This is a genomic window from Agromyces sp. Soil535 (genome assembly GCF_001428255.1).
Classification (GTDB): Bacteria; Actinomycetota; Actinomycetes; order Actinomycetales; family Microbacteriaceae; genus Agromyces.
Genome location: NZ_LMRW01000028.1, coordinates 134960 through 160352, shown reverse-complemented (window position 1 = coordinate 160352; position 25393 = coordinate 134960). Strand labels below are relative to the sequence as shown.

27 protein-coding genes and 1 tRNA gene are annotated in these 25393 nt (G+C 70.4%); 11 read left to right on the top strand and 17 right to left on the bottom strand.

What is annotated here, in order from left to right:
• The first annotated feature begins 59 nt into the window (after positions 1-59).
• Both ASG80_RS23805 and ASG80_RS21425 read left to right on the top strand, forming a co-directional pair.
• Positions 60-227, top strand: coding sequence for a hypothetical protein (locus ASG80_RS23805; RefSeq protein WP_156402007.1), 168 nt, complete (start codon positions 60-62; stop codon positions 225-227).
• Positions 228-469: 242 nt separating this feature from the next.
• Positions 470-1072 carry a dihydrofolate reductase family protein gene (locus tag ASG80_RS21425; RefSeq protein WP_056734579.1) on the top strand — a complete coding sequence of 201 codons (603 nt, stop codon included), beginning with the start codon at positions 470-472 and terminating at the stop codon, positions 1070-1072.
• A gap of 52 nt (positions 1073-1124) precedes the next feature.
• Here the strand turns inward: ASG80_RS21425 and ASG80_RS21420 are convergent, their stop codons facing one another.
• From ASG80_RS21420 to ASG80_RS21410, 3 genes are read right to left on the bottom strand one after another with little or no spacing between them, the layout of a single operon-like run.
• Positions 1125-1853 (bottom strand): pyrimidine reductase family protein, encoded by a 729-nt coding sequence (locus ASG80_RS21420; protein WP_162256664.1) that lies wholly within the window; start codon positions 1851-1853, stop codon positions 1125-1127.
• The gene (gene folP, locus ASG80_RS21415; RefSeq protein ID WP_056734575.1) at positions 1850-2725 is read right to left on the bottom strand and encodes a dihydropteroate synthase; all 876 of its coding nucleotides are present in this window, start codon (positions 2723-2725) and stop codon (positions 1850-1852) included. The genes ASG80_RS21420 and folP overlap by 4 nt, the downstream gene beginning before the upstream one ends.
• On the bottom strand, positions 2722-3978 hold the full coding sequence (locus ASG80_RS21410) for an NAD(P)/FAD-dependent oxidoreductase (RefSeq protein ID WP_056734573.1): 1257 nt from the start codon (positions 3976-3978) through the stop codon (positions 2722-2724). Before ASG80_RS21410 ends, folP begins: the two co-directional genes overlap by 4 nt.
• Positions 3979-4065: 87 nt before the next feature.
• Between ASG80_RS21410 and ASG80_RS21405 the strand changes: the two genes are divergently transcribed.
• The 3 genes from ASG80_RS21405 to ASG80_RS21395 all read left to right on the top strand — a co-directional run bounded on the left by ASG80_RS21405 (position 4066) and on the right by ASG80_RS21395 (position 7054).
• Entirely contained in the window at positions 4066-4758 is a 693-nt protein-coding gene (locus ASG80_RS21405) for a response regulator transcription factor (RefSeq protein WP_056734571.1), read from the top strand.
• Between the two features lie 31 nt (positions 4759-4789).
• Entirely contained in the window at positions 4790-6637 is a 1848-nt protein-coding gene (locus tag ASG80_RS21400) for a HAMP domain-containing sensor histidine kinase (protein WP_056734569.1), read from the top strand.
• A 126-nt stretch (positions 6638-6763) separates the two neighbouring features.
• Positions 6764-7054: a WXG100 family type VII secretion target gene (locus tag ASG80_RS21395; protein ID WP_056734566.1), complete on the top strand. Its 291-nt coding sequence runs from the start codon at positions 6764-6766 to the stop codon at positions 7052-7054.
• Between the two features lie 90 nt (positions 7055-7144).
• On the opposite strand, the gene groL is transcribed toward ASG80_RS21395, so the two are convergent.
• From groL to ASG80_RS21370, 5 genes are all read right to left on the bottom strand, one after another.
• On the bottom strand, positions 7145-8764 hold the full coding sequence (groL, locus tag ASG80_RS21390; RefSeq protein ID WP_056734565.1) for a chaperonin GroEL: 1620 nt from the start codon (positions 8762-8764) through the stop codon (positions 7145-7147).
• Between the two features lie 205 nt (positions 8765-8969).
• Positions 8970-10025 carry a DUF3048 domain-containing protein gene (locus ASG80_RS21385; RefSeq protein ID WP_082590841.1) on the bottom strand — a complete coding sequence of 352 codons (1056 nt, stop codon included), beginning with the start codon at positions 10023-10025 and terminating at the stop codon, positions 8970-8972.
• A 189-nt stretch (positions 10026-10214) separates the two neighbouring features.
• Positions 10215-10418, bottom strand: a complete 204-nt coding sequence (locus ASG80_RS21380; protein ID WP_056734561.1) for a cold-shock protein — start codon at positions 10416-10418, stop codon at positions 10215-10217.
• Positions 10419-10625: 207 nt separating this feature from the next.
• Complete coding sequence (locus ASG80_RS21375; protein WP_056734558.1) at positions 10626-11171, bottom strand: LytR C-terminal domain-containing protein; 546 nt, start codon at positions 11169-11171, stop codon at positions 10626-10628.
• Positions 11172-11199: 28 nt separating this feature from the next.
• Entirely contained in the window at positions 11200-11499 is a 300-nt protein-coding gene (locus ASG80_RS21370; RefSeq protein ID WP_056734679.1) for a DUF3263 domain-containing protein, read from the bottom strand.
• Between the two features lie 194 nt (positions 11500-11693).
• On the opposite strand from ASG80_RS21370, the gene msrB reads away from it, so the two are divergent.
• Both msrB and ASG80_RS21360 read left to right on the top strand, forming a co-directional pair.
• Entirely contained in the window at positions 11694-12095 is a 402-nt protein-coding gene (msrB, locus tag ASG80_RS21365; RefSeq protein ID WP_056734557.1) for a peptide-methionine (R)-S-oxide reductase MsrB, read from the top strand.
• Between the two features lie 2 nt (positions 12096-12097).
• On the top strand, positions 12098-12652 hold the full coding sequence (locus ASG80_RS21360) for a nitroreductase family protein (RefSeq protein WP_056734554.1): 555 nt from the start codon (positions 12098-12100) through the stop codon (positions 12650-12652).
• Positions 12653-12748: 96 nt separating this feature from the next.
• Here ASG80_RS21360 and ASG80_RS21355 read toward each other — a convergent pair.
• Positions 12749-12821: transfer RNA gene (locus ASG80_RS21355), tRNA-Thr, on the bottom strand.
• Between the two features lie 73 nt (positions 12822-12894).
• Positions 12895-13824, bottom strand: a complete 930-nt coding sequence (locus ASG80_RS21350) for a thioredoxin domain-containing protein (RefSeq protein ID WP_056734552.1) — start codon at positions 13822-13824, stop codon at positions 12895-12897.
• A 269-nt stretch (positions 13825-14093) separates the two neighbouring features.
• Between ASG80_RS21350 and ASG80_RS21345 the strand changes: the two genes are divergently transcribed.
• Complete coding sequence (locus ASG80_RS21345; protein WP_056734550.1) at positions 14094-15194, top strand: ABC transporter ATP-binding protein; 1101 nt, start codon at positions 14094-14096, stop codon at positions 15192-15194.
• A 97-nt stretch (positions 15195-15291) separates the two neighbouring features.
• Positions 15292-16608 (top strand): DUF4032 domain-containing protein, encoded by a 1317-nt coding sequence (locus tag ASG80_RS21340; RefSeq protein ID WP_056734548.1) that lies wholly within the window; start codon positions 15292-15294, stop codon positions 16606-16608.
• Positions 16609-16642: 34 nt separating this feature from the next.
• On the opposite strand, the gene rlmB is transcribed toward ASG80_RS21340, so the two are convergent.
• From rlmB to ASG80_RS21320, 4 genes are all read right to left on the bottom strand, one after another.
• Entirely contained in the window at positions 16643-17668 is a 1026-nt protein-coding gene (gene rlmB / locus ASG80_RS21335; RefSeq protein ID WP_056734546.1) for a 23S rRNA (guanosine(2251)-2'-O)-methyltransferase RlmB, read from the bottom strand.
• Positions 17665-19089, bottom strand: a complete 1425-nt coding sequence (gene cysS, locus ASG80_RS21330; RefSeq protein ID WP_056734544.1) for a cysteine--tRNA ligase — start codon at positions 19087-19089, stop codon at positions 17665-17667. The genes rlmB and cysS overlap by 4 nt, the downstream gene beginning before the upstream one ends.
• Before the next feature lie 64 nt (positions 19090-19153).
• Positions 19154-20398, bottom strand: a complete 1245-nt coding sequence (ispD, locus tag ASG80_RS21325; RefSeq protein ID WP_056734542.1) for a 2-C-methyl-D-erythritol 4-phosphate cytidylyltransferase — start codon at positions 20396-20398, stop codon at positions 19154-19156.
• A gap of 70 nt (positions 20399-20468) precedes the next feature.
• Positions 20469-20951, bottom strand: coding sequence for a CarD family transcriptional regulator (locus tag ASG80_RS21320; protein ID WP_056734541.1), 483 nt, complete (start codon positions 20949-20951; stop codon positions 20469-20471).
• A gap of 162 nt (positions 20952-21113) precedes the next feature.
• Between ASG80_RS21320 and ASG80_RS21315 the strand changes: the two genes are divergently transcribed.
• Positions 21114-21596: a hypothetical protein gene (locus ASG80_RS21315; RefSeq protein WP_056734539.1), complete on the top strand. Its 483-nt coding sequence runs from the start codon at positions 21114-21116 to the stop codon at positions 21594-21596.
• A 28-nt stretch (positions 21597-21624) separates the two neighbouring features.
• Here ASG80_RS21315 and ASG80_RS21310 read toward each other — a convergent pair whose 3' ends face one another.
• Together ASG80_RS21310 and ASG80_RS21305 are read right to left on the bottom strand one after the other, a co-directional pair.
• Positions 21625-22305 carry a response regulator transcription factor gene (locus tag ASG80_RS21310; RefSeq protein ID WP_056734537.1) on the bottom strand — a complete coding sequence of 227 codons (681 nt, stop codon included), beginning with the start codon at positions 22303-22305 and terminating at the stop codon, positions 21625-21627.
• A complete protein-coding gene (locus tag ASG80_RS21305; RefSeq protein WP_082590839.1) occupies positions 22302-23597 on the bottom strand; it encodes a cell wall metabolism sensor histidine kinase WalK in 1296 nt (431 codons plus the stop codon). The genes ASG80_RS21310 and ASG80_RS21305 overlap by 4 nt, the downstream gene beginning before the upstream one ends.
• A 187-nt stretch (positions 23598-23784) precedes the next feature.
• On the opposite strand from ASG80_RS21305, the gene phoU reads away from it, so the two are divergent.
• A complete protein-coding gene (gene phoU / locus ASG80_RS21300; RefSeq protein WP_056734534.1) occupies positions 23785-24444 on the top strand; it encodes a phosphate signaling complex protein PhoU in 660 nt (219 codons plus the stop codon).
• Between the two features lie 72 nt (positions 24445-24516).
• Here the strand turns inward: phoU and ASG80_RS21295 are convergent, their stop codons facing one another.
• Entirely contained in the window at positions 24517-25263 is a 747-nt protein-coding gene (locus ASG80_RS21295; RefSeq protein ID WP_056734532.1) for a phosphoglyceromutase, read from the bottom strand.
• Between the last annotated feature and the right edge of the window lie 130 nt (positions 25264-25393).

Below are 25393 nucleotides of genomic sequence, written 5' to 3'. Positions count from 1 at the left end.
CGTCGACATTCGGTCGACGGAACCCGCAAATCGTCCTAGCCTGAGTGCCAGGGAGATCGGTGATCGCGTTCTACCAGGTGGGCTATGGCATCGCCGCCTTCGGCACCGGTCCCCTTAGGGACGCCGGCATGGGCTTCCCCGCGCTGTTCGCAGGCACCGCGGTGGTCGCGGTGCTCCTGGGAATCGGGTCGTTCCTCCTCACCCGCGCGGGTCGACCGCGGTCGTAGGCCCTCAGGCCTCGGCACGCGCGAGCTCGGCGAACGCGGACGCCTGGCCTGGGGCGCGGGATGCCGAGGTGCTGCTCGTGCAGCTCGTCCATGAATCGATCCCAGAACTCGGGGCCTCCGCGCTCGAGGAGCTCGGCGCACACCGCGAGCGGGTGGCTCGCGGGCAGGTGCCGAACGCCCCACGACGCGCTAGCGTCACCAATTGCAGAATGCGATCCGTTTGACTCGAGCAAGGAGCCAGCATGTCCCTCGTCACCTGCGACCTCTCCGTCTCCATGGACGGCTTCGCCGCCGGCCCCGGCCAGACCCGCGAGCTGCCCTTCGGCACCATCGAGCACGACCGCCTGCACGACTGGATGTTCGACCCGGAGGCCGAGGCCGAGAACAGGGCCGAGATCGACGCCATCGTCGATGCCGGCGCCTTCATCATGGGCCGCCACATGTTCGGCCCCGACCGCGGCGAGTGGGACCTGGACTGGCACGGCTGGTGGGGCGAGAACCCGCCGTACCACCGACCCGTCTTCGTCCTCGCGCATCGCGAACGCGCCGACCTGCCCATGGAGGGCGGCACGACCTTCCACTTCGTCACCGATGGCATCCACGCCGCACTCGAACGAGCCCGCGCGGCGGCGGGCGACCGCAACGTGGCGATCGCGGGCGGCCCGGGGACGGTCAACCAGTTCCTCGCAGCCGGGCTCATCGACGAGCTGCGCGTGCACGTGACGCCGACGATCATCGGCGCGGGCGAGCGCCTGTTCGATGGAGTGCCCCCAGCCGCGTTCGAGCAGGTCTCCGCGCGCAGCACGTCGATCGTGACGCACCTCGTCTACCATCCCGTACGCTGACCCGTGCGCTGATCGGCAGCGATCGCCGAGCCGGAATGCCTCGGCTCGCGAGCTATCCGTGCACGGTACGCTCACGTGCGTAGCGCAGCAGGAGCAGGTCGCCGGCGGGAATCGCGTGCACGAGCCGCATCGGCAGCTCGACCTCGGGCGCGCCCCGGACGATCCGCCCCGCTTCGCCGGCGACGAGCATCGGGCTCAGGCTGAGGCAGAGCTCGTCGACGAGGTCGGCCTCGATGAGCGAGCCGAACAGGTGCGGTCCGCCCTCGCAGAGCACCTGCGGCAGGCCCGCCCCGGCGAGCGCGTCGAGCATCGCGCGGGGGTCCACCGCCTCGTCGCCGCACACGAGCACGTCGGCCGCGTCGGCGAGGGCCCCTCGGCGTTCGTCGGGCGCGCCGGCGTGGGTCACCACGATCGGGCGCTCCACGGCTCGTGCGAAGAACGGATGCGTCGGGTCGAGGTCGAGCCGCGACGAGACGACCGCGATGCGGGGCTGGGGTGCGAGCCCGTGCGACCGCCGCCACGCGGCATCCGACTCGCCGACGCGCAGGCCGCCGTACCCCTCGACCCTCACCGTGCCCGCGCCGATGAGCACGACATCGGCGAGCGTGCGGAGCACCTGCATCGCCAGCCGGTCGCTCTCGTCGCCGAGTCCGCCGCTGCGCCCCTCGACCGTCACGGCGCCGTCGAGGCTCATGACGAAGTTCATGCGCACCCGCGGAGTCGTACGGTCCGGCAGGTCGTAGGCCGCGAGGAGCATGTCGCGATCGACGGCCGCGCTCATCGGTTGTGCTCCAGGAACACCGGCTCGCGCCATCCCTCGATCGCCTCGATCATGCGCATCGCGTCGACGGTCTCGCGCACGTTGTGCACCCGAACGATGCGCGCACCCTGCAGGACGCAGTACACGGCGGCGGCGAGGGACCCCTCCACGCGCTGATCGCGCGGGCGCCCGAGGCTCTCGCCCACGAAGTCCTTGTTCGACAGGGCGACGAGGGTCGGATACCCGAGTGCGGTGACCTCGCCGAGCCGCCGCGTGAGCGCGAGCGAGTCCAGGGTGTGCTTGTTGAGGTCGTGTCCGGGGTCGACGACGATGCGGTCGGATGCCACGCCGCGGGACTCGGCGAACGCCACTCGTCCGCGGAGGAACGCGACCACCTCGTCGACCACGTCGCCGTACCTGGGCGACGGATATGGCGTGCGCGGCGCGGCGAGGCTGTGGGTGATGATGACGGTCGCCCCGACCTCGGCGACGACGTCGGCCATCGCGGGGTCGTGCAGCCCCGTGGTGTCGTTGATGACGTGCGCGCCGGCCGCGATCGCCGCCCGCGCGACGTCGGGGTGGAACGTGTCGACCGAGATGACCGCACCCGACCCGGCAAGGGCCGCGACCACCGGCACCACGCGGTCGATCTCCTCCGCCACCGGGATCGCCGGCCCTGGGGCGAACTTGGCCCCGCCGATGTCGACCCAATCGGCGCCGTCGGCGATCGCGCGTTCGGCGGCCGCGACCGCTGCACCGACCGAGTCCGTGCGGCCGCGGTCGTAGAACGAGTCGGGCGTGCGGTTCACGATCGCCATCACCGCGACCTGCCGGGAGAAGTCGAACTCGCGGGAGCCGATGCGGCGCACGGCGCCGCCCAAAGGCTGGTTCACGTGGCGTCCCCGGCGAGCGCGTCGAGCGGCACGCCCGGGTCGGCGAGCTCCTCGCGCGAGACGACGCGCTCCGAGCGGATGAGCCGCTGCACCGCCTCGTTGACGTCCCAGACGTTGACGTTCATGCCGGCGACGACCCTCTCGTCGGCGAGCCAGAACGCGATGCATTCGCGCCCGGCAAGGTCGCCCCGCACCACCACCTCCGCGTCGGCAGCGAGCTCGCCGTAACCGGAGTACTCCATGCCGAGGTCGTACTGGTCGGTGAAGAAGTACGGGATGTCGTCGTAGACGACACGCTCGCCCGCGATGGCGCGACCCACGAGCTGCCCGCCGTTGAGCGCATTCGCCCAGTGTTCGACGCGCAGCCAGTGACCGAGGCGGGGATTCCACGAGTTCGCGACGTCGCCGGCGGCGAACACGTCGTCGGCGCTCGTGCGGAACCCGGCATCCGTCACGATCCCATCGTCGACGGTCAGGCCCGCGGATGCCGCGAGCTCGGTGTTCGGCGTGGCGCCGATGCCGAACAGCACCAGGTCAGCGGGGATCTCCTCGCCGGTGCCGAGCACGACGCCCGTGACGCGCCCGCCCTCCCCGGTGAGCGACGCGACGCCGGTGCCCATGCGCATGTCGACGCCGTGCTCCTCGTGCAGCCCCAGGAACATGGCGCCGAGCTCCGGCCCGATGGCGGATGCGAGCGGCACCTCGCCGCGCGCGAGCACCGTCACGTCGTTGCCGTAGCCGCGCGCGGCCGCGGCGGTCTCGAGGCCGATCCAGCCGCCGCCGACCACGACGACGCGCCGGTCGCCCGATCGGAACGCGGTGCGCAGCCTCGTGGAGTCGGGCAGGCGGCGGAGGGTGTGCACGCCGCGGAGTCCGGCTCCGGGTCCCGTGAACCGGCGCGGCGACGAGCCGGTGGCGAGCAGGAGCCGGTCGTAGCGCAACGTCTCGTCGGCGGCATCCGCCCCAGCCGTGGTCACGGTGTGCGCGGACGTGTCGAGGGCCGCGGCCCGCACGCCACGCCGCACGTCGATGTCGTTGGCGCGGTACCATGCGGCGTCGTGCGGATAGACCACGCCCGCGGCATCCGCACCGGTGAGGTACCCCTTCGACAGCGGCGGCCGCTCATAGGGCAGCCGACGCTCCTCGGCGAGCACGACGACCTCGCCGTCGAAGCCGGACTGGCGGAGCGACTCGGCGGCCCGCGCCGTCGTGAGCCCGCCCCCGATGAGGACCACCCGTTCGCGTGACGCCATAGCCCAAGTGTTCCACCGCCCGCACTGGATCGGCGACCCTCGATGAACATTCAGGAAAGTTCCAGCCGATGCGCAGAGAATGTCCACATGAGCGATGGACCACGCATTCTCATCGTCGACGACGAGCCCAACATCCGCGACCTCCTCACGACGAGCCTGCGCTTCGCCGGATTCGCCGTGCGCGCCGTCGGCAACGGCGCCCAGACCATCTCGGCCGTTCTCGAGGAGGAGCCCGACCTCATCATCCTCGACGTCATGCTGCCCGACATGAACGGGTTCGGCGTGACCAAGCGACTCCGCTCGGCGGGGTACACCGCGCCGATCCTGTTCCTCACCGCGAAGGACGACACCGAGGACAAGATCACCGGTCTCACGGTCGGCGGCGACGACTACGTCACGAAGCCGTTCAGCCTCGACGAGATCGTGGCGCGCATCAAGGCGATCCTGCGTCGCACCATGCATGCCGAGGAGGACGCGGTCATCCGCACCGGCGAGCTGACCATGGACCAGGACACCCACGAGGTGCTCGTCGGCGACGTGCCGGTCGAGCTCTCCCCGACGGAGTTCAAGCTCCTGCGCTACCTCATGCTGAACCCCAACCGGGTGCTGTCGAAGGCGCAGATCCTCGACCACGTCTGGGAGTACGACTTCAACGGCGACGCCGGCATCGTCGAGAGCTACATCTCCTACCTCCGCCGCAAGCTCGACCAGCACTCCAACGAGCCGCTGATCCAGACGAAGCGAGGATTCGGGTACATGCTGAAGTCCTCCAAGCCCTGACTCAGGCTTCGCCGCCTAGACTCGGCCCGCCATGCACCAGACGATTTCCGAGCGGTGGAACCGCATCTCGCTGCGCACCAAGATCACCGGGGTGACGGTGCTGATGCTGACGCTCGGGCTCCTCGTCTCAGGCATCGGCACTGCGGCGATGCTGCGCTCCTACGTCGAGGAGCAGACGAAGGGCAAGCTCGAAGCCATCGCATCGGGTGACATGATGAAGTACTTCACCGACGAGGGCGAAGAGGCGAACGCGGGCACCGATCTGGACGACCTCGGCTTCCGTCCGACCGACGACGTCTTCGTGGCGCTCTACGACGATCGCACCGGCGAGTTCGTGAACCACAACTGGCGCGATCGCCCCCGCTCCGAGTTGCCGGCGTGGCCGGCCACCCTCACCGCTGCGACGGTGAACGCGAAGAACGCGGGCGGCTACCAGGTGTTCACCCTTCCCGACGACGCCGGCAACCCGACCTTCCGGGCCGTCGCGGCGTTGATGACGGCGGACCAGCACGGCAACTACGCGCCGATCATCATCGCGATCTCGTCGAAGGACACCGAGCGGCTGCTCGCCGTGTACCTCACGATCTTCCTCGGCTTCGGCCTCGGCGTGGTGCTCATCGGCGCCCTGCTCACCCGCATGCTCGTGACGTCCACCTTCATGCCGTTGCGCGAGGTCGAGCGCACCGCCGCCGCGATCGCCGACGGCGACTTCAGCCAGCGCCTCGGCGGCGCCACGCCGAACACCGAGGTCGGCCGCCTCAACCGTTCGCTCAACACGATGCTCAACCGCATCGACCGGGCGTTCCGCGACCGCGCGCGCACGATCGAGCAGATGCGGCGGTTCGTCGGCGACGCCTCGCACGAGCTCCGCACGCCGCTCGTGTCGGTGCGCGGCTACGCCGAGCTCTACCGCATGGGCGCACTGCAGACCTCCGACGAGGTCGCGCAGGCGATGGACCGCATCGAGAAGGAGGCCATCCGCATGGGCGGCCTCGTCGAGGACCTCCTCGCCCTCGCCCGACTCGATGAGGCGAAGCCGCTGGAACTCGCCGAGGTCGACCTCGTGCCGCTCGCACGCGACGCCGCACTCGACGCGATGGCGGCCAACCCCGGTCGCACGATCACCGTCATCGCGCCCGAGGAACCAAGCGCTGCGGTTGCGGCGAGCTCGCCATCACCCGATCTCGAGGTCGAGCTCGAGCTCGAAGCCGACCGTCCGGTGACCGGCGCGATCTCGTTCGCGGGTGCCACGCTCGCGCGGCTCCGCGGACGTCGCCTGCGCGGCGAGGCGCTGACGCCGAGTGCGTCACGGCGCGGCTCGGGGCCGAGGGCGGGCGCAGCGGCATCCGGCTCGCGACGCGGACAGTCGGCGAAGGCGCGGGCCTCCGCTTCCGACGCCGCCGTGACGACGGTCGCCGCCATGGACCCGCAGGAGTCGCCGTCCACGGCGACCGTCACCGCGCCGGCGACCGCACCCGTGCGACGGGCCGTGGTGCTCGCTGAGGAGAACAAGATCCGGCAGGTCATCACGAACCTGATGGCGAACGCGATCCGCTTCACCACGGACAGCAGCCCCCTCGAGATCCGCGTGTCGATCGACGATGCCGCCGAGCGGGCGATGGTGGAGGTCGTCGACCACGGCGACGGCATCCCGCCGCAGATCCGCGAGAAGATCTTCCAGCGGTTCTGGCGTGCCGACACCTCGCGTACGCGCGAGACCGGCGGGTCGGGCCTGGGACTCGCGATCGTGTCGTCGATCGTGGCCGCGCACAACGGCGCCGTCGACGTGGTGGAGACCGCGGGCGGCGGTGCGACGTTCCGCGTGTCGCTTCCGCTCGCGGGCTCGTCGGCCGCGCCGCAGCCGATCTCGGCGGGCTGAGCCGACCGACTCGTCCTCACCATCGCGCATCTCGCGGATGCCGCTCAGCGGCGCGCCCACCGTCGGCTGTCCGCAGCTCGACACGACCTACGGTGGACGCACGTATCGAGCGAAGGGACGACCCGAATGACCACGTACCACGTCGACGCCGCGCAGGTGTCCGCCGCCACCCAGACCGTGCAGGGCACCATCGGCCGCATCCAGGCCGAGGTCGGCTCACTCCTCGGCCAACTCACCGGGCTGCAGTCGTCGTGGTCGGGCCAGGCCTCGACCGCGTTCCAGGGCGCGGTGTCCGAGTGGCGGACCACGCAACTGCACGTGGAGCAGAGCCTCGCGCAACTCAGCCATGCGCTCGGCATCGCCGCGACCCAGTACGCCGACGCCGAACAGGCCAACGCGCGGCTCTTCCTGCGCTAGCGACTGGGTGCGCAGAACACGACGATGGGCGCCTCCCGAAGGAGACGCCCATCGCGTGGATCGCGGCCGAGGCCTGGGATCGTGTGTGGACTAGAAGTCCATGCCACCCGTCGGGTCGCCGACCGGAGCCAGGTTCCGCTCGGGCTTGTCGGCGACGACGGCCTCGGTCGTGAGGAAGAGGCCGGCGATCGACGCGGCGTTCTGCAGCGCCGAACGGGTCACCTTGGCAGGGTCGATGATGCCCTGCGCGAGCAGGTCGCCGTACTCGCCGGTCGCGGCGTTCAGGCCGTGACCGTCGGGCAGCTCTGCGACCCGGTTCGCGACGACGCCCGGCTCCATGCCCGCGTTGAGGGCGATCTGCTTGAGCGGCGCCTCGATGGCGACCTTCACGATGTTCGCGCCGGTCGCCTCGTCGCCCGTGAGCTCGAGCGTGGCGAACGCCTTCTTGCCGGCCTGGATGAGGGCGACGCCACCACCGGCGACGATGCCCTCCTCGACGGCGGCCTTCGCGTTGCGAACCGCGTCTTCGATGCGGTGCTTGCGCTCCTTGAGCTCGACCTCGGTGGCCGCGCCCGCCTTGATGACGGCGACGCCGCCGGCGAGCTTCGCGAGGCGCTCCTGGAGCTTCTCACGGTCGTAGTCCGAGTCCGTGTTCTCGATCTCGGCGCGGATCTGCGCGACGCGACCGGCGATGGCCTCGTGGTCGCCCGCGCCCTCGACGATCGTGGTCTCGTCCTTGGTGATGACGACCTTGCGAGCCTGGCCGAGCAGGTCGAGGGTAGCGTTCTCGAGCTTGAGGCCGACCTCCTCGGAGATGACCTGGCCACCCGTGAGGATCGCGATGTCCTGCAGCTGCGCCTTGCGACGGTCGCCGAAGCCGGGAGCCTTGACGGCGACCGACTTGAAGATGCCGCGGATCTTGTTCACGATGAGGGTCGCGAGCGCCTCGCCGTCGACATCCTCGGCGATGATGAGCAGCTGCTTGCCCGTCTGGATCACCTTGTCGACGATGGGGAGCAGGTCCTTGATGTTCGAGACCTTGCCGTTGACGATCAGGATGTAGGTGTCTTCGAAGACCACTTCCTGGCGCTCGGGGTCGGTGACGAAGTACGCCGACAGGTAGCCCTTGTCGAAGCGCATGCCCTCGGTGAGCTCGAGCTCGGTGCCGAAGGTGTTCGACTCCTCGACGGTGACGACGCCCTCCTTGCCGACCTTGTCGATGGCCTCGGCGATGATGGCGCCGATCTGATCGTCGGCGGCGGAGATCGACGCGGTCGCGGCGATCTCCTCCTTGGTCTCGATCTCCTTGGCGGCCTTCAGCAGCTCGGCGGAGACGGCCTCGACGGCCTTCTCGATGCCGCGCTTCAGCAAGATGGGGTCGGCGCCGGCGGCGACGTTGCGGAGGCCCTCGCGCACGAGCGCCTGAGCGAGCACGACGGAGGTGGTGGTGCCGTCGCCTGCGACGTCGTCGGTCTTCTTGGCGACCTCCTTGACGAGCTCGGCGCCGATCTTCTCGTACGGGTCGTCGAGCTCGATCTCCTTGGCGATCGACACGCCGTCGTTGGTGATCGTGGGGGCCCCCCACTTCTTCTCGAGCACGACGTTGCGGCCGCGCGGGCCGAGGGTCACCTTGACCGCGTCGGCGAGCTGGTTGAGTCCACGCTCGAGCCCGCGGCGGGCCTCCTCGTTGAAAGCAATGATCTTTGCCATGTGTGTCTCTCGTCCCTTCTCGGACGTCTCAAAGATTCGTTGGTTTAGCACTCAAATCGAGTGAGTGCTAAGACGATTCTGGCACTCGACCGTCACGAGTGCAAGCGAGCGCGGATGCTGGCGGCCGCGGTGCTTCCCATGTTCGCCGAACGCGTCAACGTCGCCGGATGCCGCGCGGCCGCGGCCGAGGCGCGGCGAACCGCCCTCACGGCGCGAACGCGGCGGATCCCTCATTGGGGACGAGCTCGACCCACGTGTTGCCCGGCGCCAGTCGGAGCGCACTGCCGTCGTCGGCAGTGAGCACGATGGGAGCGCCCCCGTCCTGCTTCGTCCACGTGCCGTGCGCGGTCTTGCCCGCCACGGAGACCCATGCCTCGCCCGCACCCCGCAGCACGGTGAGCGGCACCTCGTCGTACGGCCACTCGATCCCGACGCGCAGGGTGACCAGGTTCGTCGCGCGTACCCGCTCTCCCGACGCCTCGAGGTCGGGCTGGCCCTCCTGCGAGCGCAGCCAGGCGTACGTCGTCGGGTCCCACTCCCACGACGGATACCGGCCATCGGAGAACACGAGCTCGATGCGCGACGTCGGCGCGGCGGCGAGCGCCGGCGCCGCCAGCGGGTCGGCGGTACCGTAGGCGAACTGCACGGGGGGCGGTGCAAGGGCGGCGTTCGAACCGACCGCCTCCGCCGCGGCGAGGATCACGTCATGAGGCCCGGGTCGATCATCCGCACGCTCGAATAGGCCCGACTCGTCGAAGTCGAACACGAGGTTCACGAGCCCGGTCTCCATCATCAGGTTGATGAAACGCTCCTGGCCGCCCGAGTAGGCGATGATGCCGCCGAACGGCGACGCGATGTCGGGGTCCATGGGCCGGATGGATCGCACCGGCCCCACGGCATCAGGCACGTCGGAGTGCCAGATCACGACGTAGCGGGTGAGGCCGCCCTCCACGAGCTCCTCGAACACGATGTCGCTGCGGTTCAGGCCGATCTGCGGTCGCGCGTCTTCGTGGTTGTCGATCTTCACCGCGATCGACGGATGCTGCGGTCCTGCGCCGTCCACTCGCGTCCCGCGCAGCGGCGCGAACGCGATCGCGATCGGCCCTTCCCCCTCGGCGACCGGGCGCGGGGTGGCGGTGGGCGTCGAGACGATCAGGTCGACGGAGGCGGCGTCGCACCCCGCAAGGAGCAGGGCGGCGGCTGCCAGCGCAGCGAAGGGTACGCCCCGCCGCACCGGGGCCGATCCGGCCCGCCGCCCCATGAGGCCATGGTACCGATCGCGCGCGGGATGCGGCAGTACGGCGCGCCACCCGGCATCGCCGCTCCGGCGACCGCGTGCGCGCCGGAGCGGCTGGCGACGCGGGCGCCGGATCGCTGCGCGAGGCGAAGCCGCCGGACACGATGTGCGAACGCGCCGCCGGCTGACCGGCGGCGCGTTCGAGCTCGTGGTCTAGGCGGGGCGCACGGCCTCGGCCTGCGGCCCCTTGGAGCCGGTGCCGACCTCGAACACGACCTGCTGGCCCTCCTCGAGCACCTTGTAGCCCGCCATGTCGATCGCGGAATAGTGGACGAAGACGTCCTGCCCTCCGCCTTCGACGGTGATGAACCCGTAACCCTTCTCAGCGTTGAACCACTTGACGGTTCCGTTCGCCATGCGTTGCTCCCAAGTTGCCGTATGTCGATCAGCACGTGCCTGTCGCCTGTACCGGGCCCCCTCGTATCGTGCTGACAGGGCACCGCTGGCGGCACCGGGCGTTCACACGGGATAGAGCGACCAATTCCAGATACTAACGACGTGCCGTCGCGGCACAAGAGGCTCCACGCAAGGAAATGTCGCAGAATGGCAACGATTCGGCTGCGATCAGCCGCCGGTGGCCGCCGCATAGTCGGAACCGACCACGAGCACGAGCGGCGTGCCGATCGCGGCGAACTGTTCCGACAGCCGCACGTCCGCCTCGGGGATGGCCGCGGCGACGCCGCGAGCGGCGCCCTCGAGATCGGCGGTGGCGTAGTACACGACGGTCTCGGTGAGGGTGTCCTCGCTCGCGTTGGCGGTGGTGCCCACGGGGATGCCCGCAGCGGTGAGCGCCTCGCCGGCCCGGGCCGCCAGGCCGGACGTGGTCGTCCCGTTCAGCACGGTGACCGGAATGTCGGGCGCGACCGTCGGCGCAGCCGTCACGACGGGTGTCGGCGTCGGCGTGGCCACTCCGGCGTCTCCGAAGTTCAGCCGGTCGTTGAAGGCGATCACGCCGCCGATCCCGGCCGCGGCGAGCACGACGGTGGCGAGGGCGGCCCACCCGAACGCCACCCAGCCGGCGCCTTTGCGAGCCGGCGCACGATGGGCCCCCACCCGCTCGATGCCGTGCGGGATGGAGTCGAATCGATCGCGGGGGAACTTCTGCGCCATGGGTCCAGTCGTCGGGTCGGGGCCGCGCTCAGTCGAGCGGACGGCCGATCGAGAGCGAACGACGCGCCCGCGTCGCCGCGCGCGCCTCGCGCATCCGCTGCAGGCGCTTGACCAGCATCGGGTCATGTCGGAGCGCTGCTGGCGAATCGATGAGTTCGCCGAGGATCCGATAGTAACGGGCGGCCGAGATGCCGAACTCGTCACGGATCGCCTCCGCCTTGAGGCCCGCCTGCTGCCACGCACGGCCCTCGAACGCGAGCACGCGCCGTGCGCGTTCGTCGAGGCCGGCCTCGCCGTCGTCGCGGGTGGGCACTCGCTCGGCGCTCATGCTTCCTCCCGTCGCGCGGCCGGTCGCCGCCTGCAGCACATCCTAGGGACACGTCGCCGTGAGGGAGCCGAGCGCCGCGGCGTGTGCGTCGCCGGTCCATGGAACACGGGGCATCCGTCACGCGTTGTATGGCGTGCAGGAGGACCTGCGACGATGGTGGCGGGCCACCGCGGCACCCGACGGAAGGAGCGCCCATGGCGTATCGCGTGAACAGGACCGACGAGCAGTGGCACGCCGAGCTGGGCGACGACCGCTACGCCGTGCTCCGCGAGGCGGCCACGGAGCGCCCGTGGACGGGTGAGCTCCTCGACGAGGAGCGGTCCGGCGTCTACGCCTGTGCGGCGTGCGGCGCCGAGCTCTTCAAGAGCGGGACGAAGTTCGACTCCGGCTGCGGGTGGCCGAGCTTCTACGAGTCCGTGCGACCCGAGGCGGTCGAGCTCATCGAGGACACGTCGCTCGGGATGCTCCGGACCGAGGTCCGGTGCGCGAACTGCGGTTCGCACCTGGGGCACGTCTTCCCCGACGGCTTCGGCACGCCCACGGGAGACCGCTACTGCATGAACTCGATCGCCCTCGACTTCACCCCGGAGTCCTAGCGTTGGCGACCGCGCTCGACGCCGCGCTCGCGAGGCGGTCGGCGTCGAAGGTGACGGATGCCGCGCCAGACGACCGTGCACTGCTCGAGCTGCTCGAGGGCGCGTCGCGCGTGGCCGACCACGCGTCGCTCCGGCCCTGGCGGGTGATCGCACTGCGCGGCGCGGCGCGGGAGCGGCTCGGCGCAGCCCTCGCTGCGGCGGCGGGCGCGGAGGGTGATGACGCACGGAAACTGGCGGGAAAACCCCTTCGCGCCCCGCTGCTGCTGGCTGTCGTCGTGGTGGCGACGCTCGACCACGCCAAGGTGCCCGAATGGGAACAGGAGGCGTCCGCCGCCGGCGTCGCGCACCTGCTGAGCCTGCTCCTCGACGAGGCGGGCTGGGGCGTCATGTGGCGCACGGGGCCGTACACGCGGCATCCGCTCGTCGCCGAGATGCACGGTCTCGGGCCGCACGAGCGCCTGCTCGGCTGGCTCTACGTCGGCGGCCTGCCGGGGGGCCGACGGCCCGACCGCCGCACCGACCGGATCGCCGCGTCGCGCCTGACCACGCTCGACTGACGGCCTCCTGCTGCGACGGTGCGGCCTCGGGCTGCGGCATCCGCGCTCGGAGTCTCGGCAGAGAGCCGGTATAGAGCCGGTATAGAGCCGGTATAGAGCCGGCTGCGGGACTCGAACCCGCAACCACCGCTTTACAAGAGCGGTGCGCTACCAATTGCGCCAAGCCGGCCAGAGGCGGAGCCTCCCCGACATCCTACCGACAGCACGAAGGCCCGGCACGGGGCCGGGCCTTCGTGGTCGCGCTACTGCGCCGGAGTCGGGGTGGGCGTCGGCGTGGCCTCGGAGTCGTTGAACGTCGCGCTCGTCGCCTGGAGCACGAACGCCTGGAACTCCTGCGGGTCCTCCAGCGAGCCGCCGTACTGCTGGCCGTTCACGAGCACGGTCGGGGTGCCCGTGATCGACGGCACCTCGGAGTTCGGCACCGGCTCGGTCAGCGCGCGGTTCGTGGCGTCCCGCAGCCACGACTTGAACTGCTCGTCGTCGATGCACTGCTCGATCGTCGAGACGCTCGAGACGCCGGCCTCGTCGGCGAGCGCCTTCAGCTCGTCGTTGGTGAGGCCCTCCGTGCCCTCCTCGGGCTGGTTCTCGAAGAGGATCGCGTTGAAGTCGAAGAACGAGTCGGGTGAGGAGTCGGCCACGCAGGCCGCCGCATTGGCGGCCCGATCCGAGTATCGCGTGCCCGCCGACTTGTTCGAGAGGATCGCGATGGGGTGCACCTCGAGCGTCGCGGCTCCCGACTCCACCATCGTGCGCAGCGAATCCGAGTTGGTCGCCTCGAACTGGCCGCAGAACGGGCAGAGGTAGTCGATGTACATGACGATGTTGGCGACCTCGCCGCTCTCGTCGGGCACGGTCGAGGTGGGCGTCGCACCGGCGGCCAGGGCCGGCGTCTCGACGGCCACGATGCCGCCGTCCTCTCCGGCGGTGAGCACGATGCCGTCGCTCGCCATGTTCTGCGGGCCCGGGCCGTCGGGCTGCACGTTCTGGAAGATGAGCACGCCGATCAGGGCCGCCACGGCCACGACCGCCACGATGATGCCGCCCTGGATGAGGACCTTGTTGCGACGCTCCCGCTTCTTCTGCTCCTCGCGGAGGATCCTGGCCTTCTCTCGCGCAGCCTCTCTGCGTTCGTTACGGGATGGGCGTGGCTGATTCGATCCGCCGTAGGTCATCGATGGTCACTCCGGTCGCTGTGGGTGCGCGCGCGGTATGCATGCGAACGCACCAACGATAGTAGGAAGCGTGTCTGGGAATCACCCAAGCGGATGCCGCATGCGTGCCGCGTCCGGCATGGGAGTCCGCCAGACGTGGGAGCGCGCTCACCCGACGAGCGTGCTGCGGCGGCTCGCTCGCGTGCGATACTGAGTTGGCGTCGAGGTCGACGCATTCCATTCACTACGGATCGTCCGGCACGTACCTGCCGGTGAAGGAGAACAGAACCATGGCATCAGTCACGTTCGACAAGGCCACCCGCCTCTATCCGGGCGGCACGCGTCCGGCGGTCGACAAGCTCGACCTCGAGGTCGCAGACGGCGAGTTCCTCGTGCTCGTCGGCCCCTCGGGCTGCGGCAAGTCCACGTCCCTCCGAATGCTCGCGGGCCTCGAAGAGGTCAACGAGGGCAACATCTTCATCGGCGACCGCAACGTCACCGACGTGCCGCCGAAGGACCGCGACATCGCGATGGTCTTCCAGAACTACGCGCTCTACCCCCACATGACCGTTGCCGAGAACATGGGCTTCGCGCTCAAGATCGCCGGCGTCGGCAAGGAGGAGCGCGCGGCTCGCGTGCTCGAAGCCGCGAAGCTCCTCGACCTCGAGCCCTACCTCGCCCGCAAGCCGAAGGCGCTCTCGGGCGGCCAGCGGCAGCGCGTCGCCATGGGCCGCGCGATCGTCCGCCAGCCCCAGGTGTTCCTCATGGACGAGCCGCTGTCGAACCTCGACGCGAAGCTCCGCGTGCAGACCCGCACCCAGATCGCGTCGCTGCAGCGCCGCCTCGGCGTCACGACGGTCTACGTCACGCACGACCAGGTGGAGGCGCTCACCATGGGCGACCGCATCGCCGTGCTGAAGGATGGCATCCTGCAGCAGGTCGGCACCCCGCGCGACCTCTACGCGAAGCCCAACAACGTCTTCGTCGCCGGGTTCATCGGCTCCCCCGCGATGAACCTCTTCCACGCCGACCTCGTCGAGGGTGGCGTGAAGTTCGGCACCGCGACCGTGCCGGTCGACCGCGAGATCCTCGCTGATGCGAGCAGCGCGATCGCCACCATCGGCGTGCGTCCCGAGGACATCACCGTCTCGCCGCACGAGGGTGAGGGCCTGGCGGTCGAGGTCGACCTCGTCGAGGAGCTCGGCGCCGACGGCTACCTCTACGGCCACTCGACGGTCGAGGGCAAGCGCACCGACATCGTCGCCCGCGTCGACGGCCGCATGCACCCGAACGCCGGCGACAGGGTGTACCTCACTGCCACGCCGAACCACGTGCACCTCTTCGACACCGAGTCGGGCGAGCGCCTCAGCGACAAGGCCGTGGTGATCTGACGCGCCCCGATCGCACGGAGGATGCCGGTCGGGCTTCGGCCCGGGCGGCATCCTCCGTTTCTGCGCACCCGATCAACCGCGGCTACGCTGAACCACGATGAGCGGCTCACTTTCGATCACCTCGGCCATGGCCGATCCGGCTCTCCTCGACCTCCCGTGGGAGCTGCCACTCGAGGCGTGGCCGAACGACACGATCGCGGCCCTGCCGAAGGGCATCTCCCGCCACCTCGTGCGTTTCGCCCACCTCGCGGGGCATGTCGTGGCGATCAAGGAGACCACGGCCGAGATGGCCAAGGGCGAGTACGAGATGCTCCGCCGGCTGCAGCGGCTCGAGATCCCCTGCGTCGAGCCCGTCGCGGTGATCACGAACCGCACGGATGCCGAGGCCGAGCCCCTGAAGCCCGTGCTCGTGACGCGCCACCTCCGGTTCTCGCTCCCATATCGCGCCCTGTTCTCGCAGACGCTGCGCCCCGACACGGCGACGCGGCTCGTGGACGCGCTCGCGGTGCTCCTGGTGCGCCTGCACATCGTGGGCTTCTTCTGGGGCGACGTGTCGCTCTCGAACACGCTCTTCCGCCGTGACGCCGGCGCCTTCGCCGCCTACCTCGTGGATGCCGAGACGGGCAAGCTCTACGAGGGCGGGCTCTCCAACGGCCAGCGCGAGAACGACCTCGAGATCGCCAGGGTGAACATCGCGGGCGAGCTGCTCGACCTCGAGGCGGGCGGCCGCGTCGCGGACGAGCTCGACCCGGTGCGCATCTCGAGCGGCATCGTCGAGGCGTACCGCAGCCTGTGGAAGGAGCTCACGGGTTCGGAGTCGTTCTTGACCGCGGAGCGTTGGCGCATCAACGAACGCGTGAACCGCCTGAACGACCTCGGCTTCGACATCGAGGAGCTCGCGATCCGCACGGATGACACCGGCACCACGGTGCGCATCCAGCCGAAGGTCGTCGACGCGGGCCACCACCAGCGGCGGCTCCTGCGTCTCACGGGCCTTGACGCCGGCGAGAACCAGGCGCGGCGGCTGCTGAACGACCTCGACTCCTACCGTGCGGCCTACGGCAAGGCGGACCTCGACGAGGAGATGGTCGCCCATGAGTGGCTCATGCGCGTGTTCGAGCCGGTGGTGCGGGCGATCCCCGTCGACCTGCGCGGCAAGCTCGAGCCGGCGGAGGTGTTCCACCAGCTCCTCGAGCATCGCTGGTTCATGGCGCAGCAGGCGGGCCACGACATCCCACTCGCCGAGGCGGTCACGTCCTACGTGAACTCTGTGCTGCGGCACCGCCGCGACGAGGCGACCGTGATCGGCCCGCCGACGGGCTCGACCACGACGATCGATGTGATCCCGCCCGACACGTCGGCCATCGCCGTCGTCGACCCCGACGACGAGCAGGATTGGCGCCTCAAGGTCTGACCCGCGAGGCGGGTCTCGATACGTGCCTTCGGCGCTACTCGCCCGGCGATGGGGTGGCGCGGAGCTTCGAGATCTCGTAGAGGGTGACGGATGCCGCGATGCCCGCATTCAGGGACTCGGTAGACGACTCGATCGGGATCGCGACGATCGCGTCGCACGTCTCGGCGACGAGTCGCGAGAGCCCCTTGCCCTCGCTGCCGACGACGATCACGATCGGACGGTCGGCCCACGTGAGTCCGGGAAGCGACACGTCGCCGTCACCGTCCAGACCGAGCACGAAGACGCCGCGCTCCTTGAGCGCCTTCAGCGTCTGCGTGAGGTTCGGCGCCATCGCGACAGGCACGCGCGCCGCGGCGCCCGCCGACGTCTTCCACGCCGCCGAGTTCACGCCGACCGAGCGCCGCTGCGGCACGATCACGCCCTGGCCGCCGAACGCGCCCGTCGACCGGAGGATCGCCCCGAGGTTGCGCGGGTCCGTGACGCCGTCGAGCGCCACGAGCAGCGGTGTCTCGTCGCGGGCGAGCACCTGGTCGAGGAGCTCGATCGGGTGGGCGTACTCGTAAGGCGGCACCTTGAGCGCGAGGCCCTGGTGCACGCCGCCCTCCCCGGCGAGGCGGTCGAGCTCGGGCCGCATGACCTCGAGGATGGGGATGCTGCGGCTGGTGGCGATCTTCATCGCCTCCTTCACGCGGTCGTCCATCTCGACGCGGGCGGCGACGTAGAGCGTGGTCGCGGGGATGCGGGCGCGCAACGCCTCGACGACCGAGTTGCGGCCGGTCACGATCTCGGACTCGTCGCCCGACTTCGCGCGGCGGGACGCACCGGAGGCGCCGCGAGGCTGCCCGGCGACCCTGCCGCCCGGCTTGCCCTTGCCGCCGGACGCGGCATACCGCTCCTGTGCGGCCTTGCGCTGGCCGGCCGGATGCCAGGCGCGGTCCTCCGCCTTCGGCGTGGGGCCCTTGCCCTCGAGCGACTTGCGGCCGTGACCGCCGGTGCCGACCTGCTTGTTCTTGCCCGCCTTGCGCACTGCGCCGGCGCGCGGCTTGCCGCTGCCCTTCATGATCCGAGGCTCCAATGCGTTCCGGTCTGGCTGTCTTCGATGGTGATGCCCGCTGCGGCCAGCTCCGCGCGGATCCGGTCCGCCGCAGCGAAGTCCTTGGCTGCGCGGGCGGCCTGGCGGTCTTCGACGAGGCGGGTGACGAGGGTGTCGAGCGCGGATGCCTCGGGCGCGGCATCCGGCGCCCAGTGCTCGTCGCGCGGGTCGATGCCGAGCAGCTCGACCATGGCGACCACCTGGCCGTGCAGCGTCGCCGCGTCGTGCAGCTCCTCGGCGTCGAGCGCCTGGTTGCCCGCGCGCACGCTGTCGTGCAGCACCGCGAGCGCCTGCGGGACGCCGAGGTCGTCGTCCATGGCCGCGGCGAACGCGTCGGGGATGACGGGGCTGCCGACACCGGCATAGCGCGTGCCCGCGAGGCGGCGCTCCACGCGCACGAGGAAAGCGCGGATGCGGTCGACCGCCGCCTGCGCCTCCATGAGCGAGGTCGGTGAGTAGTCGAGCGTCGAGCGATAGTGCGCCGCGCCGAGCAGGTAGCGCACGGCGAGGGGCGTCGCGAGCTCGAGGAGCTCATTCGCGTAGACCGAGTTGTTGAGCGACTTCGACATCTTCTGGCCGCCGACGTTCACGAGCCCGTTGTGCACCCAGTAGCGCGCGAAGGCCTGGCCGGCCGCGGTCGACTGCGCGAGCTCGTTCTCGTGGTGCGGGAACCGCAGGTCGAGGCCGCCGCCGTGCAGGTCGAACTCCTCGCCGAGGTACCGTGACGCCATGGCCGAGCACTCGATGTGCCAGCCGGGGCGGCCGAGGCCCCACGGCGAGTCCCACGAGGCCGACGCCGGCTCCTCGGGCTTGCGGCCCTTCCAGAGGGCGAAGTCGCGCGGGTCGCGTTTGCCGCGCGGATCGGCGTCGGCGGCTGGCTCCATGTGGTCGCGGGACTGGCGGGTGAGCTCGCCGTATGCGGCCCAGTCCGCCGTGTCGAAGTACACGTCGCCCGAGGCGTCGGGGGCAGGGTACGCATGGCCGAGCTCGATGAGCCGTGCGATGAGCTGCTGCATCTGCTGCACGCTCGCCGTCGCGCGGGGCTCGTAGGTGGGCGGCAGGATGCCGAGCGACGCATACGCCGCCGTGAACTCGAGCTCGACGCGGTACGCCAGTGCCCACCATTCCTCGGTGCTCGAGTCCTCCTCCTGCGCAGCCGCGAGGATCTTGTCGTCGATGTCGGTGACGTTGCGCACGAAGACGACGTCGTAGCCGCGATAGGAGAACCAGCGGCGCAGGATGTCGTAGACGAGCGCGCTGCGCAGGTGCCCGATGTGCGGGCTCGACTGCACCGTCGGTCCGCAGACGTACATGCCGACGCGTCCTTCGCGGAGGGGCACGAAGTCACGCAGGGCCTGGGCCTTCGAGTCGTAGAGTCGCACGGTCACCCGCCAAGCCTACCGGCGCGACTCCACGATGACGCGGCGGCCGGCATGAGCGCCGCGGCTGCGCTCAGGCGGGGACCACGAGCGCGGTCGCGATCGCGGCGATGCCCTCGCCACGACCCGTGAAGCCCAGCGCATCGGTCGTGGTCGCGGCGACGCTCACCGGCGCGCCGAGGATGCCGGAGAGGAGCGCCTCGGCCTCAGCACGCCGCGGTGCGAGCTTCGGACGGTTGCCGACCACCTGCACCGTGACGTTGCCAACCACGAATCCCGCGTCCCGCACCAGCCGGAGCGTCTCGGCGAGGAACACCTCGCCGTGTGCGCCCTCGAACCGCGGGTCACCGGTGCCGAAGACCCCGCCGACGTCGCCGAGTCCAGCGGCCGCGAGCAGCGCATCGCAGATCGCGTGGCTCGCGGCGTCGCCGTCGCTGTGGCCCGAGAGCCCGCGCTCCCCCGGCCAGTGCAGGCCGGCGAGCCAGAGCGGAGTGTTCGGGTCGTCGGCGAACGCATGCACGTCGGCGCCCGTGCCGATCCGAGGCGTGCCGCCGCGTTCAGGGCCGTCGGGCGGAGCGGCGGCACGCGCGGGGTCGGGGTCGGGGCCGCTGCCGCGAGCGGCGCCCGCGCGCTCGCCCACGAGCGACTCGGCCCGCCGCAGGTCGGCGGGCAGCGTCACCTTGAACGCCCGCGTGTCACCCGGAACCACGTCGACCGCGAGCCCTGCGGATGCCGCGAGCGCCGCGTCATCCGTGAACTCGATCGTTGCGGCGGCATACGCCGCGTCGAGGGCCGAGCGCGGGAACCCCTGCGGCGTCTGCACCGCGGCGAGCTGCGCGCGGTCGACGGTCTCGAGCACGCGCCCGTGCTCACCGACCCGCTTGATGGTGTCGACGACGTCGAGCGCGGGGATCACGCCGCGGTCCCGCGACCGCACGGCGGCGACGACCTCGTCGAAGAGGATCGACGGCGTGAGCGGCCGTGCGGCATCGTGCACGAGCACCGTGTCGACGACGCGCGGCAGCACGGCGAGACCCAGCGCCACCGACTGCTGCCGGGTCGCGCCGCCCGCGACGACGTCGAGCGGAGCGGATGCGGCCGCGGCCACGGCCTCGAAGTGCGTGCGCGTCTCGTCGACCCGGTCGGCCGGCACCACGACCACGACATGCGGCGTCTCGCGCATGCCGAGCACGGCATCCAGTGCGACGCCGAGGATGGAGCTCCCGCCGAGGGGGACGAACGCCTTGGGCTCTTCGTGCCCGAGTCGCGTGCCGCTGCCCGCGGCGACGACGATGACGGCGACCGTTGACGCGCTCATGGGTCGAGCGTATCGCGCCGCACCGGACCCGGCGCCGACGGCGTCATCACCGCCTCGAGCAGGCGCGCAGCTAGGAGGCGAGCACCTCGTCGAGGACGGTCGAGGCCTGCTCCTCGTCGGTCTTCTCGGCGAGCGCCAGCTCGGAGATGAGGATCTGGCGGGCCTTCGCGAGCATGCGCTTCTCGCCGGCGGAGAGGCCGCGGTCCTGGTCGCGGCGCCAGAGGTCGCGCACGACCTCGGAGACCTTGATCACGTCGCCGGAAGCGAGCTTCTCGAGGTTCGCCTTGTAGCGTCGGGACCAGTTGGTGGGCTCCTCGGTGAAGGGAGCGCGCAGCACTTCGAAGACCTTGTCGAGGCCCTCCTTGCCGATGACGTCGCGCACGCCGACGAGGTCGACATTCTCAGCCGGAACCTCGATGACGAGGTCGCCCTGCGTGACGTTCAGCTTGAGGTAGAGCTTCTCTTCACCTTTGATGATCCGTTTCTTCACTTCGGTGATCGTTGCGGCTCCGTGGTGGGGGTAAACGACGGTTTCGCCAACCTCAAAAAGCATGAATATATGTCCTTTCGGCAACTCTCAGGATATCACATCGCCGATCGTGCTAAGGTTCGCCGCCCCTCCCGGAGGCGGTGTGCGCCGTAGGCTACACTCGGACTCGATCCCTACGCGCGCGCCGGAAAACGGCCCGCGCGCACGCACGCACTTGGAGGTTCTGTGAAGGCGCGTCTCGCGGCATCCGCTGCTCTGGCCCTCGGTCTCGCACTGGGCGCGAGCGGCTGCTCGATGCTCACCTACCAGGCGACCACGGAGCACTACACCGCGAGCGACGGCGTCTCTGCCGACGTCGGCGACCTCGAGCTTCGCAACGTGCTCGTCGTGAGCGACGACGGCGAAGACGGCAACCTCGTGATGACGGTCGTCAACAACGGCGACGACGACGTGGAGCTCGGCGTCCAGTTCGGCGTGGGCGGCAGCGACACCACGACCATCGAGATCGAGGCGGGCTCCACGGTGGCGCTCGGCGTCGACGACGTCGAGGGCATCGACGTGCTCGAGCCGGTCCTGCTCGAGGGCATCGATGCCGAGGTCGGGGGCCTCCTCCCGATGTACTTCCAGTACGGCGACGCCGAGGGCATCGAGAAGCAGGTCCCGGTGCTCGACTCCCGCCTGTCCGAGTACGCCGACCTGGCGCCGTAGGCCGGCGGCCTGAGGTCGCAGGTCCCGCTCAGGCCTCGAAGCGGTAGCCGAGTCCGCGCACGGTGACGAGCTGCACCGGCTCGGAGGGATGCTGCTCGATCTTCGACCGGATGCGCTTGATGTGCACGTCGAGCGTCTTGGTGTCGCCGAAGTAGTCGGACCCCCAGACGCGGTCGATGAGCTGGCCGCGGGTCAGCACGCGACCCGGGTTGCGCATGAGCAGCTCGAGCAGCTCGAATTCCTTCAGCGGCATGGGCACGGGCGTGCCGTCGACCTCGACGGTGTGCCGATCGACGTCCATGCGCACGCGTCCGCCCTCGAGGATCGCCTCGTCGAAGTCCTCCACCTCGATGCGACGCCGGAGCACGGCCCGGATGCGCGCAAGGAGCTCGCGCGTGGAGTACGGCTTCGTGACATAGTCGTCGGCGCCGAGCTCGAGGCCCACGACGATGTCGATCTCGGAGTCCTTGGCCGTGAGCATGATGATCGGCACCGTCGACCGGGTACGGATCTCACGGCACACCTCGGTGCCGGGCAGGCCCGGGAGCATGAGGTCGAGCAGCACCATGTCGGCGCCGTGCTGGTCGAACGCGGCGATGGCCGACGGGCCGTCGGCCGCGACCTCCACCTCGTAGCCCTCGCGCTCGAGTAGGAAGCTCAGCGGGTCGCTGAGGGCGATCTCGTCCTCGACGAGCAGGATGCGGGTCACGTGGGATCTCCTCGGTCGGGGATGGCGACGCGGGTCGCCGGTTCGGCGGCGGCGGTCCTTCGCCGCGCGCCGCGATCGGACTTCCTGGCGGATGTCGCTGCGCCCGGCGAAGCGGCAGGCTCGCGTGCGGCGCCGTCGCCGCCCCCCGACTCGGGCGTGGACTCGGGCGCGACCTCGGCGAGGGGGAGGCGGACCATGAAGGTCGATCCGCGACCGGGCTGCGACCACACGCGCACGTCGCCGCCGTGGTTCTGCACCGTGTGCTTCACGATGCTGAGCCCGAGGCCCGACCCGCCCGTGTTGCGGGAGCGCGCCTGGTCGACGCGGTAGAAGCGTTCGAAGATGCGCTCGAGGTCGTCGCTCTCGAGCCCGATGCCCTGGTCGGTGACCGCGATCTCGACGGCGCCGCCATGCACCCTCACGCCCACCCCGACACGGCCGCCCTCGTTGGAGTACGCGATCGCGTTCGAGATGAGATTGTGCACGGCGACGACCATGAGGGCGCGATCGCCGTACACCTCGGCCTTCGACGAGGCGCGCACCGCGATCTCGACGTGCTTCGCGGCGGCGACGACCCGGTTCTGGTCGACGGCGGCGGCGACGACCTCGTCGACGCGCACCAGCACGTCGGGCCGCAGGGCGTCGCGCGCCTGCAGCCGCGAGAGCTCGATGACCTCGCTCGTGATGTGCGCGAGACGGCTGGCCTCGACCGTGAGCCGGCCGGCGAACCGCCGCACCTGCTCCGGCTCGTCGGCCGCCTGGTCGAGCGCCTCCGCGAGCAGGCTCACCGACGCGATCGGGGTCTTCAGCTCGTGGCTGATGTTCGCGACGAAGTCGCGGCGCACCTCGTCGAGGCGGTGCGCCTCGGTGCGGTCCTCGGCGAGCAGCATGATGAAGCGGGTGCCGAGCCGGGCCACCCGCACGCGCAGCCGGATGGTGGCCTCGCCGAACGGCCCGCGCGCCACGCCGATCTCCTGCGCCACCGGCTCGCCGGTCCGGCGGACGGATGTCACGAGCTCGACGAGCTCGGGGTGCGCGAGCTGCTGCTGGCGCACGAGGCCCAGCGCGAGCGCCCCGGGCGACGCCTTCAGCACATTGTTCGAGGGGTCGAGCACGACGCCGGCGGACTCCAGCACCTCCAGCACCTGGTCGATGCCGTCGGGAATGGTCGGCGCGACCACCCGCGCGGCGTTCGAGCCCCGCCGTTCGGCCATGTGCAGCACGATCATGAAGGCGGCACCGAGGAAGATGCCGAAGGCCAGTGCCGTGAGCACCAACCACATGGAGTCCATGGCTTCACCATAACCAGTCGCGAAGGCAGCTCCGTCCGCGGGGCAGCCGTCCGGGAGTAGGTTAACGAGTGTTCAGGCCTCCGGCACCTGTTGTTCACCTGCCGCGGGGAGGATGTCCCGGGGCCGGATCGTACCGGTGCGCCCGCGTGCGCTTCGGCGTGGGACCGAGCAGACAAGGATTTCGTACATGCGTGAGGTGTTCCAGCAGGAACTGCGCGAGGTGCAGGACCGACTCGTGGAGATCGCCGAGCTCGTCGCCATCTCGATCGAGAAGGCGACCCGGGCGTTCAACGAGTCCGACGTGAGCCTCGCAGAGGAGGTGATCGCCGAGGACCCCCGCATCGACCAGGCCACGGTCGCGCTCGACGAGCTCGCGATCACGATCCTCGCGCGGCAGCAGCCGGTCGCCCGCGACCTCCGCATCGTGGTGAGCGCGCTGCGGATCAGCGCGTCGCTCGAGCGCATGGGCGACCTTTCGACCCACATCTCGCAGCTCGCGCGCTACCGCTTCCCCGACAAGGTGGTGCCGAAGTCGCTCCGCTCCACGTTCGCCGACATGGGCGCACTCGACGTCGAGATCGCGCAGAAGCTCACGACGCTGCTCCGCAGCGAGGACGTGCAGGTCGCCGAGGACATCCGCAACGAGGACGACAAGGTCGACGCGCTGCACCTCTCGGTGTTCGACAAGGTGCTCGGCGAGAAGTGGAAGGGCGAGGCGGTCGACACCGTCGACGCCACGCTCGCGAGCCGGTACCACGAGCGCTTCGCCGACCACGCCGTCGCGATCGCGAAGATGGTGCAGTACCTCGCGACCGGCGACTGGGACCCCGTGAAGTCGGCCGTCTGAGTCCGCACGGGCCGGACGCAGCGAAGGGCGGGGGATGCGACATCCCCCGCCCTTCGTCGTGAGCCGGTTCGGCTACTTCCTGCCCTGCGCGGCCACGGCCGCCGCGCCCGCGGCCGCCGCCTCGGGGTCGAGGTACCGGCCCGGAACGAGCGGCATGTAGTCGTCGCCGAGCTCGTAGACGAGCGGGATGCCGGTGGGGATGTTGAGCTCCGCGATGTCCTCGTCGGAGATGCCGTCGAGGTGCTTCACGAGTGCGCGCAGCGAGTTGCCGTGCGCGGTGACGAGCACCGTCCCGCCCGCGGCGAGGTCGGGGATGATGCCCTCCTTCCAGTACGGCAGCATGCGGGCGATGACGTCCTTCAGGCACTCGGTGCGGGGAAGCTCGTCATCGGAGAGGTTCGCGTAGCGGGGGTCGCCGACCTGCGACCATTCCGAGTCGTCGGCGAGCGGGGGCGGCGGCACGTCGAAGGACCGGCGCCACAACTGGAACTGGTCGGGGCCGTACTTCTCCAGCGTCTCGGCCTTGTCGAGGCCCTGGAGCGCACCGTAGTGGCGCTCGTTCAGCCGCCATGAACGACGGACGTCGACCCATGCGCGATCCGCGACGTCGAGCGCGATGTTCGCGGTCTGGATGGCCCGCGTGAGCACCGACGTGTGCTGCACGTCGGGCAGGACACCCTGCTCGAGGAGGAGTTCGCCCGCGCGCCTCGCCTCCTCGCTCCCGAGTTCGCTGAGTCGAACGTCGACCCAGCCGGTGAACAGGTTCTTCTGGTTCCATTCGCTCTGGCCGTGGCGCAGCAGCACGAGGGTGTGAGGCATGAGACAAAGCCTAACCGCGGCGGCATCATCGGTCGTGATGCGAGCCGTCGCCGGGTCAGGGCTGGTCACCGCCCATGCGGGCGTACCCGTGCCGATCGCCGAAGGGCCTCCCCTTCGATTCCATCCATCA

Bases quoted from the DNA above. Each gene is read 5' to 3' on its own strand.
- ASG80_RS21400 (WP_056734569.1), top strand. From the start codon at position 4,790: ATGCACCAGACGATTTCCGAGCGGTGGAACCGCATCTCGCTGCGCACC.
- phoU (WP_056734534.1), top strand. From the start codon at position 23,785: ATGCGTGAGGTGTTCCAGCAGGAACTGCGCGAGGTGCAGGACCGACTC.
- groL (WP_056734565.1), bottom strand. From the start codon at position 8,764: ATGGCAAAGATCATTGCTTTCAACGAGGAGGCCCGCCGCGGGCTCGAG.
- ASG80_RS21305 (WP_082590839.1), bottom strand. From the start codon at position 23,597: ATGGACTCCATGTGGTTGGTGCTCACGGCACTGGCCTTCGGCATCTTC.
- ispD (WP_056734542.1), bottom strand. From the start codon at position 20,398: ATGAGCGCGTCAACGGTCGCCGTCATCGTCGTCGCCGCGGGCAGCGGC.
- ASG80_RS21405 (WP_056734571.1), top strand. From the start codon at position 4,066: ATGAGCGATGGACCACGCATTCTCATCGTCGACGACGAGCCCAACATC.
- ASG80_RS21350 (WP_056734552.1), bottom strand. From the start codon at position 13,824: ATGACCTACGGCGGATCGAATCAGCCACGCCCATCCCGTAACGAACGC.
- ASG80_RS21375 (WP_056734558.1), bottom strand. From the start codon at position 11,171: ATGGCGCAGAAGTTCCCCCGCGATCGATTCGACTCCATCCCGCACGGC.
- ASG80_RS21380 (WP_056734561.1), bottom strand. From the start codon at position 10,418: ATGGCGAACGGAACCGTCAAGTGGTTCAACGCTGAGAAGGGTTACGGG.
- msrB (WP_056734557.1), top strand. From the start codon at position 11,694: ATGGCGTATCGCGTGAACAGGACCGACGAGCAGTGGCACGCCGAGCTG.
- ASG80_RS21385 (WP_082590841.1), bottom strand. From the start codon at position 10,025: ATGGGGCGGCGGGCCGGATCGGCCCCGGTGCGGCGGGGCGTACCCTTC.
- ASG80_RS21320 (WP_056734541.1), bottom strand. From the start codon at position 20,951: ATGCTTTTTGAGGTTGGCGAAACCGTCGTTTACCCCCACCACGGAGCC.
- ASG80_RS21395 (WP_056734566.1), top strand. From the start codon at position 6,764: ATGACCACGTACCACGTCGACGCCGCGCAGGTGTCCGCCGCCACCCAG.
- ASG80_RS21420 (WP_162256664.1), bottom strand. From the start codon at position 1,853: ATGAGCGCGGCCGTCGATCGCGACATGCTCCTCGCGGCCTACGACCTG.
- ASG80_RS21340 (WP_056734548.1), top strand. From the start codon at position 15,292: ATGAGCGGCTCACTTTCGATCACCTCGGCCATGGCCGATCCGGCTCTC.
- ASG80_RS21345 (WP_056734550.1), top strand. From the start codon at position 14,094: ATGGCATCAGTCACGTTCGACAAGGCCACCCGCCTCTATCCGGGCGGC.
- ASG80_RS21425 (WP_056734579.1), top strand. From the start codon at position 470: ATGTCCCTCGTCACCTGCGACCTCTCCGTCTCCATGGACGGCTTCGCC.
- ASG80_RS21410 (WP_056734573.1), bottom strand. From the start codon at position 3,978: ATGGCGTCACGCGAACGGGTGGTCCTCATCGGGGGCGGGCTCACGACG.
- ASG80_RS21370 (WP_056734679.1), bottom strand. From the start codon at position 11,499: ATGAGCGCCGAGCGAGTGCCCACCCGCGACGACGGCGAGGCCGGCCTC.
- rlmB (WP_056734546.1), bottom strand. From the start codon at position 17,668: ATGAAGGGCAGCGGCAAGCCGCGCGCCGGCGCAGTGCGCAAGGCGGGC.
- ASG80_RS21295 (WP_056734532.1), bottom strand. From the start codon at position 25,263: ATGCCTCACACCCTCGTGCTGCTGCGCCACGGCCAGAGCGAATGGAAC.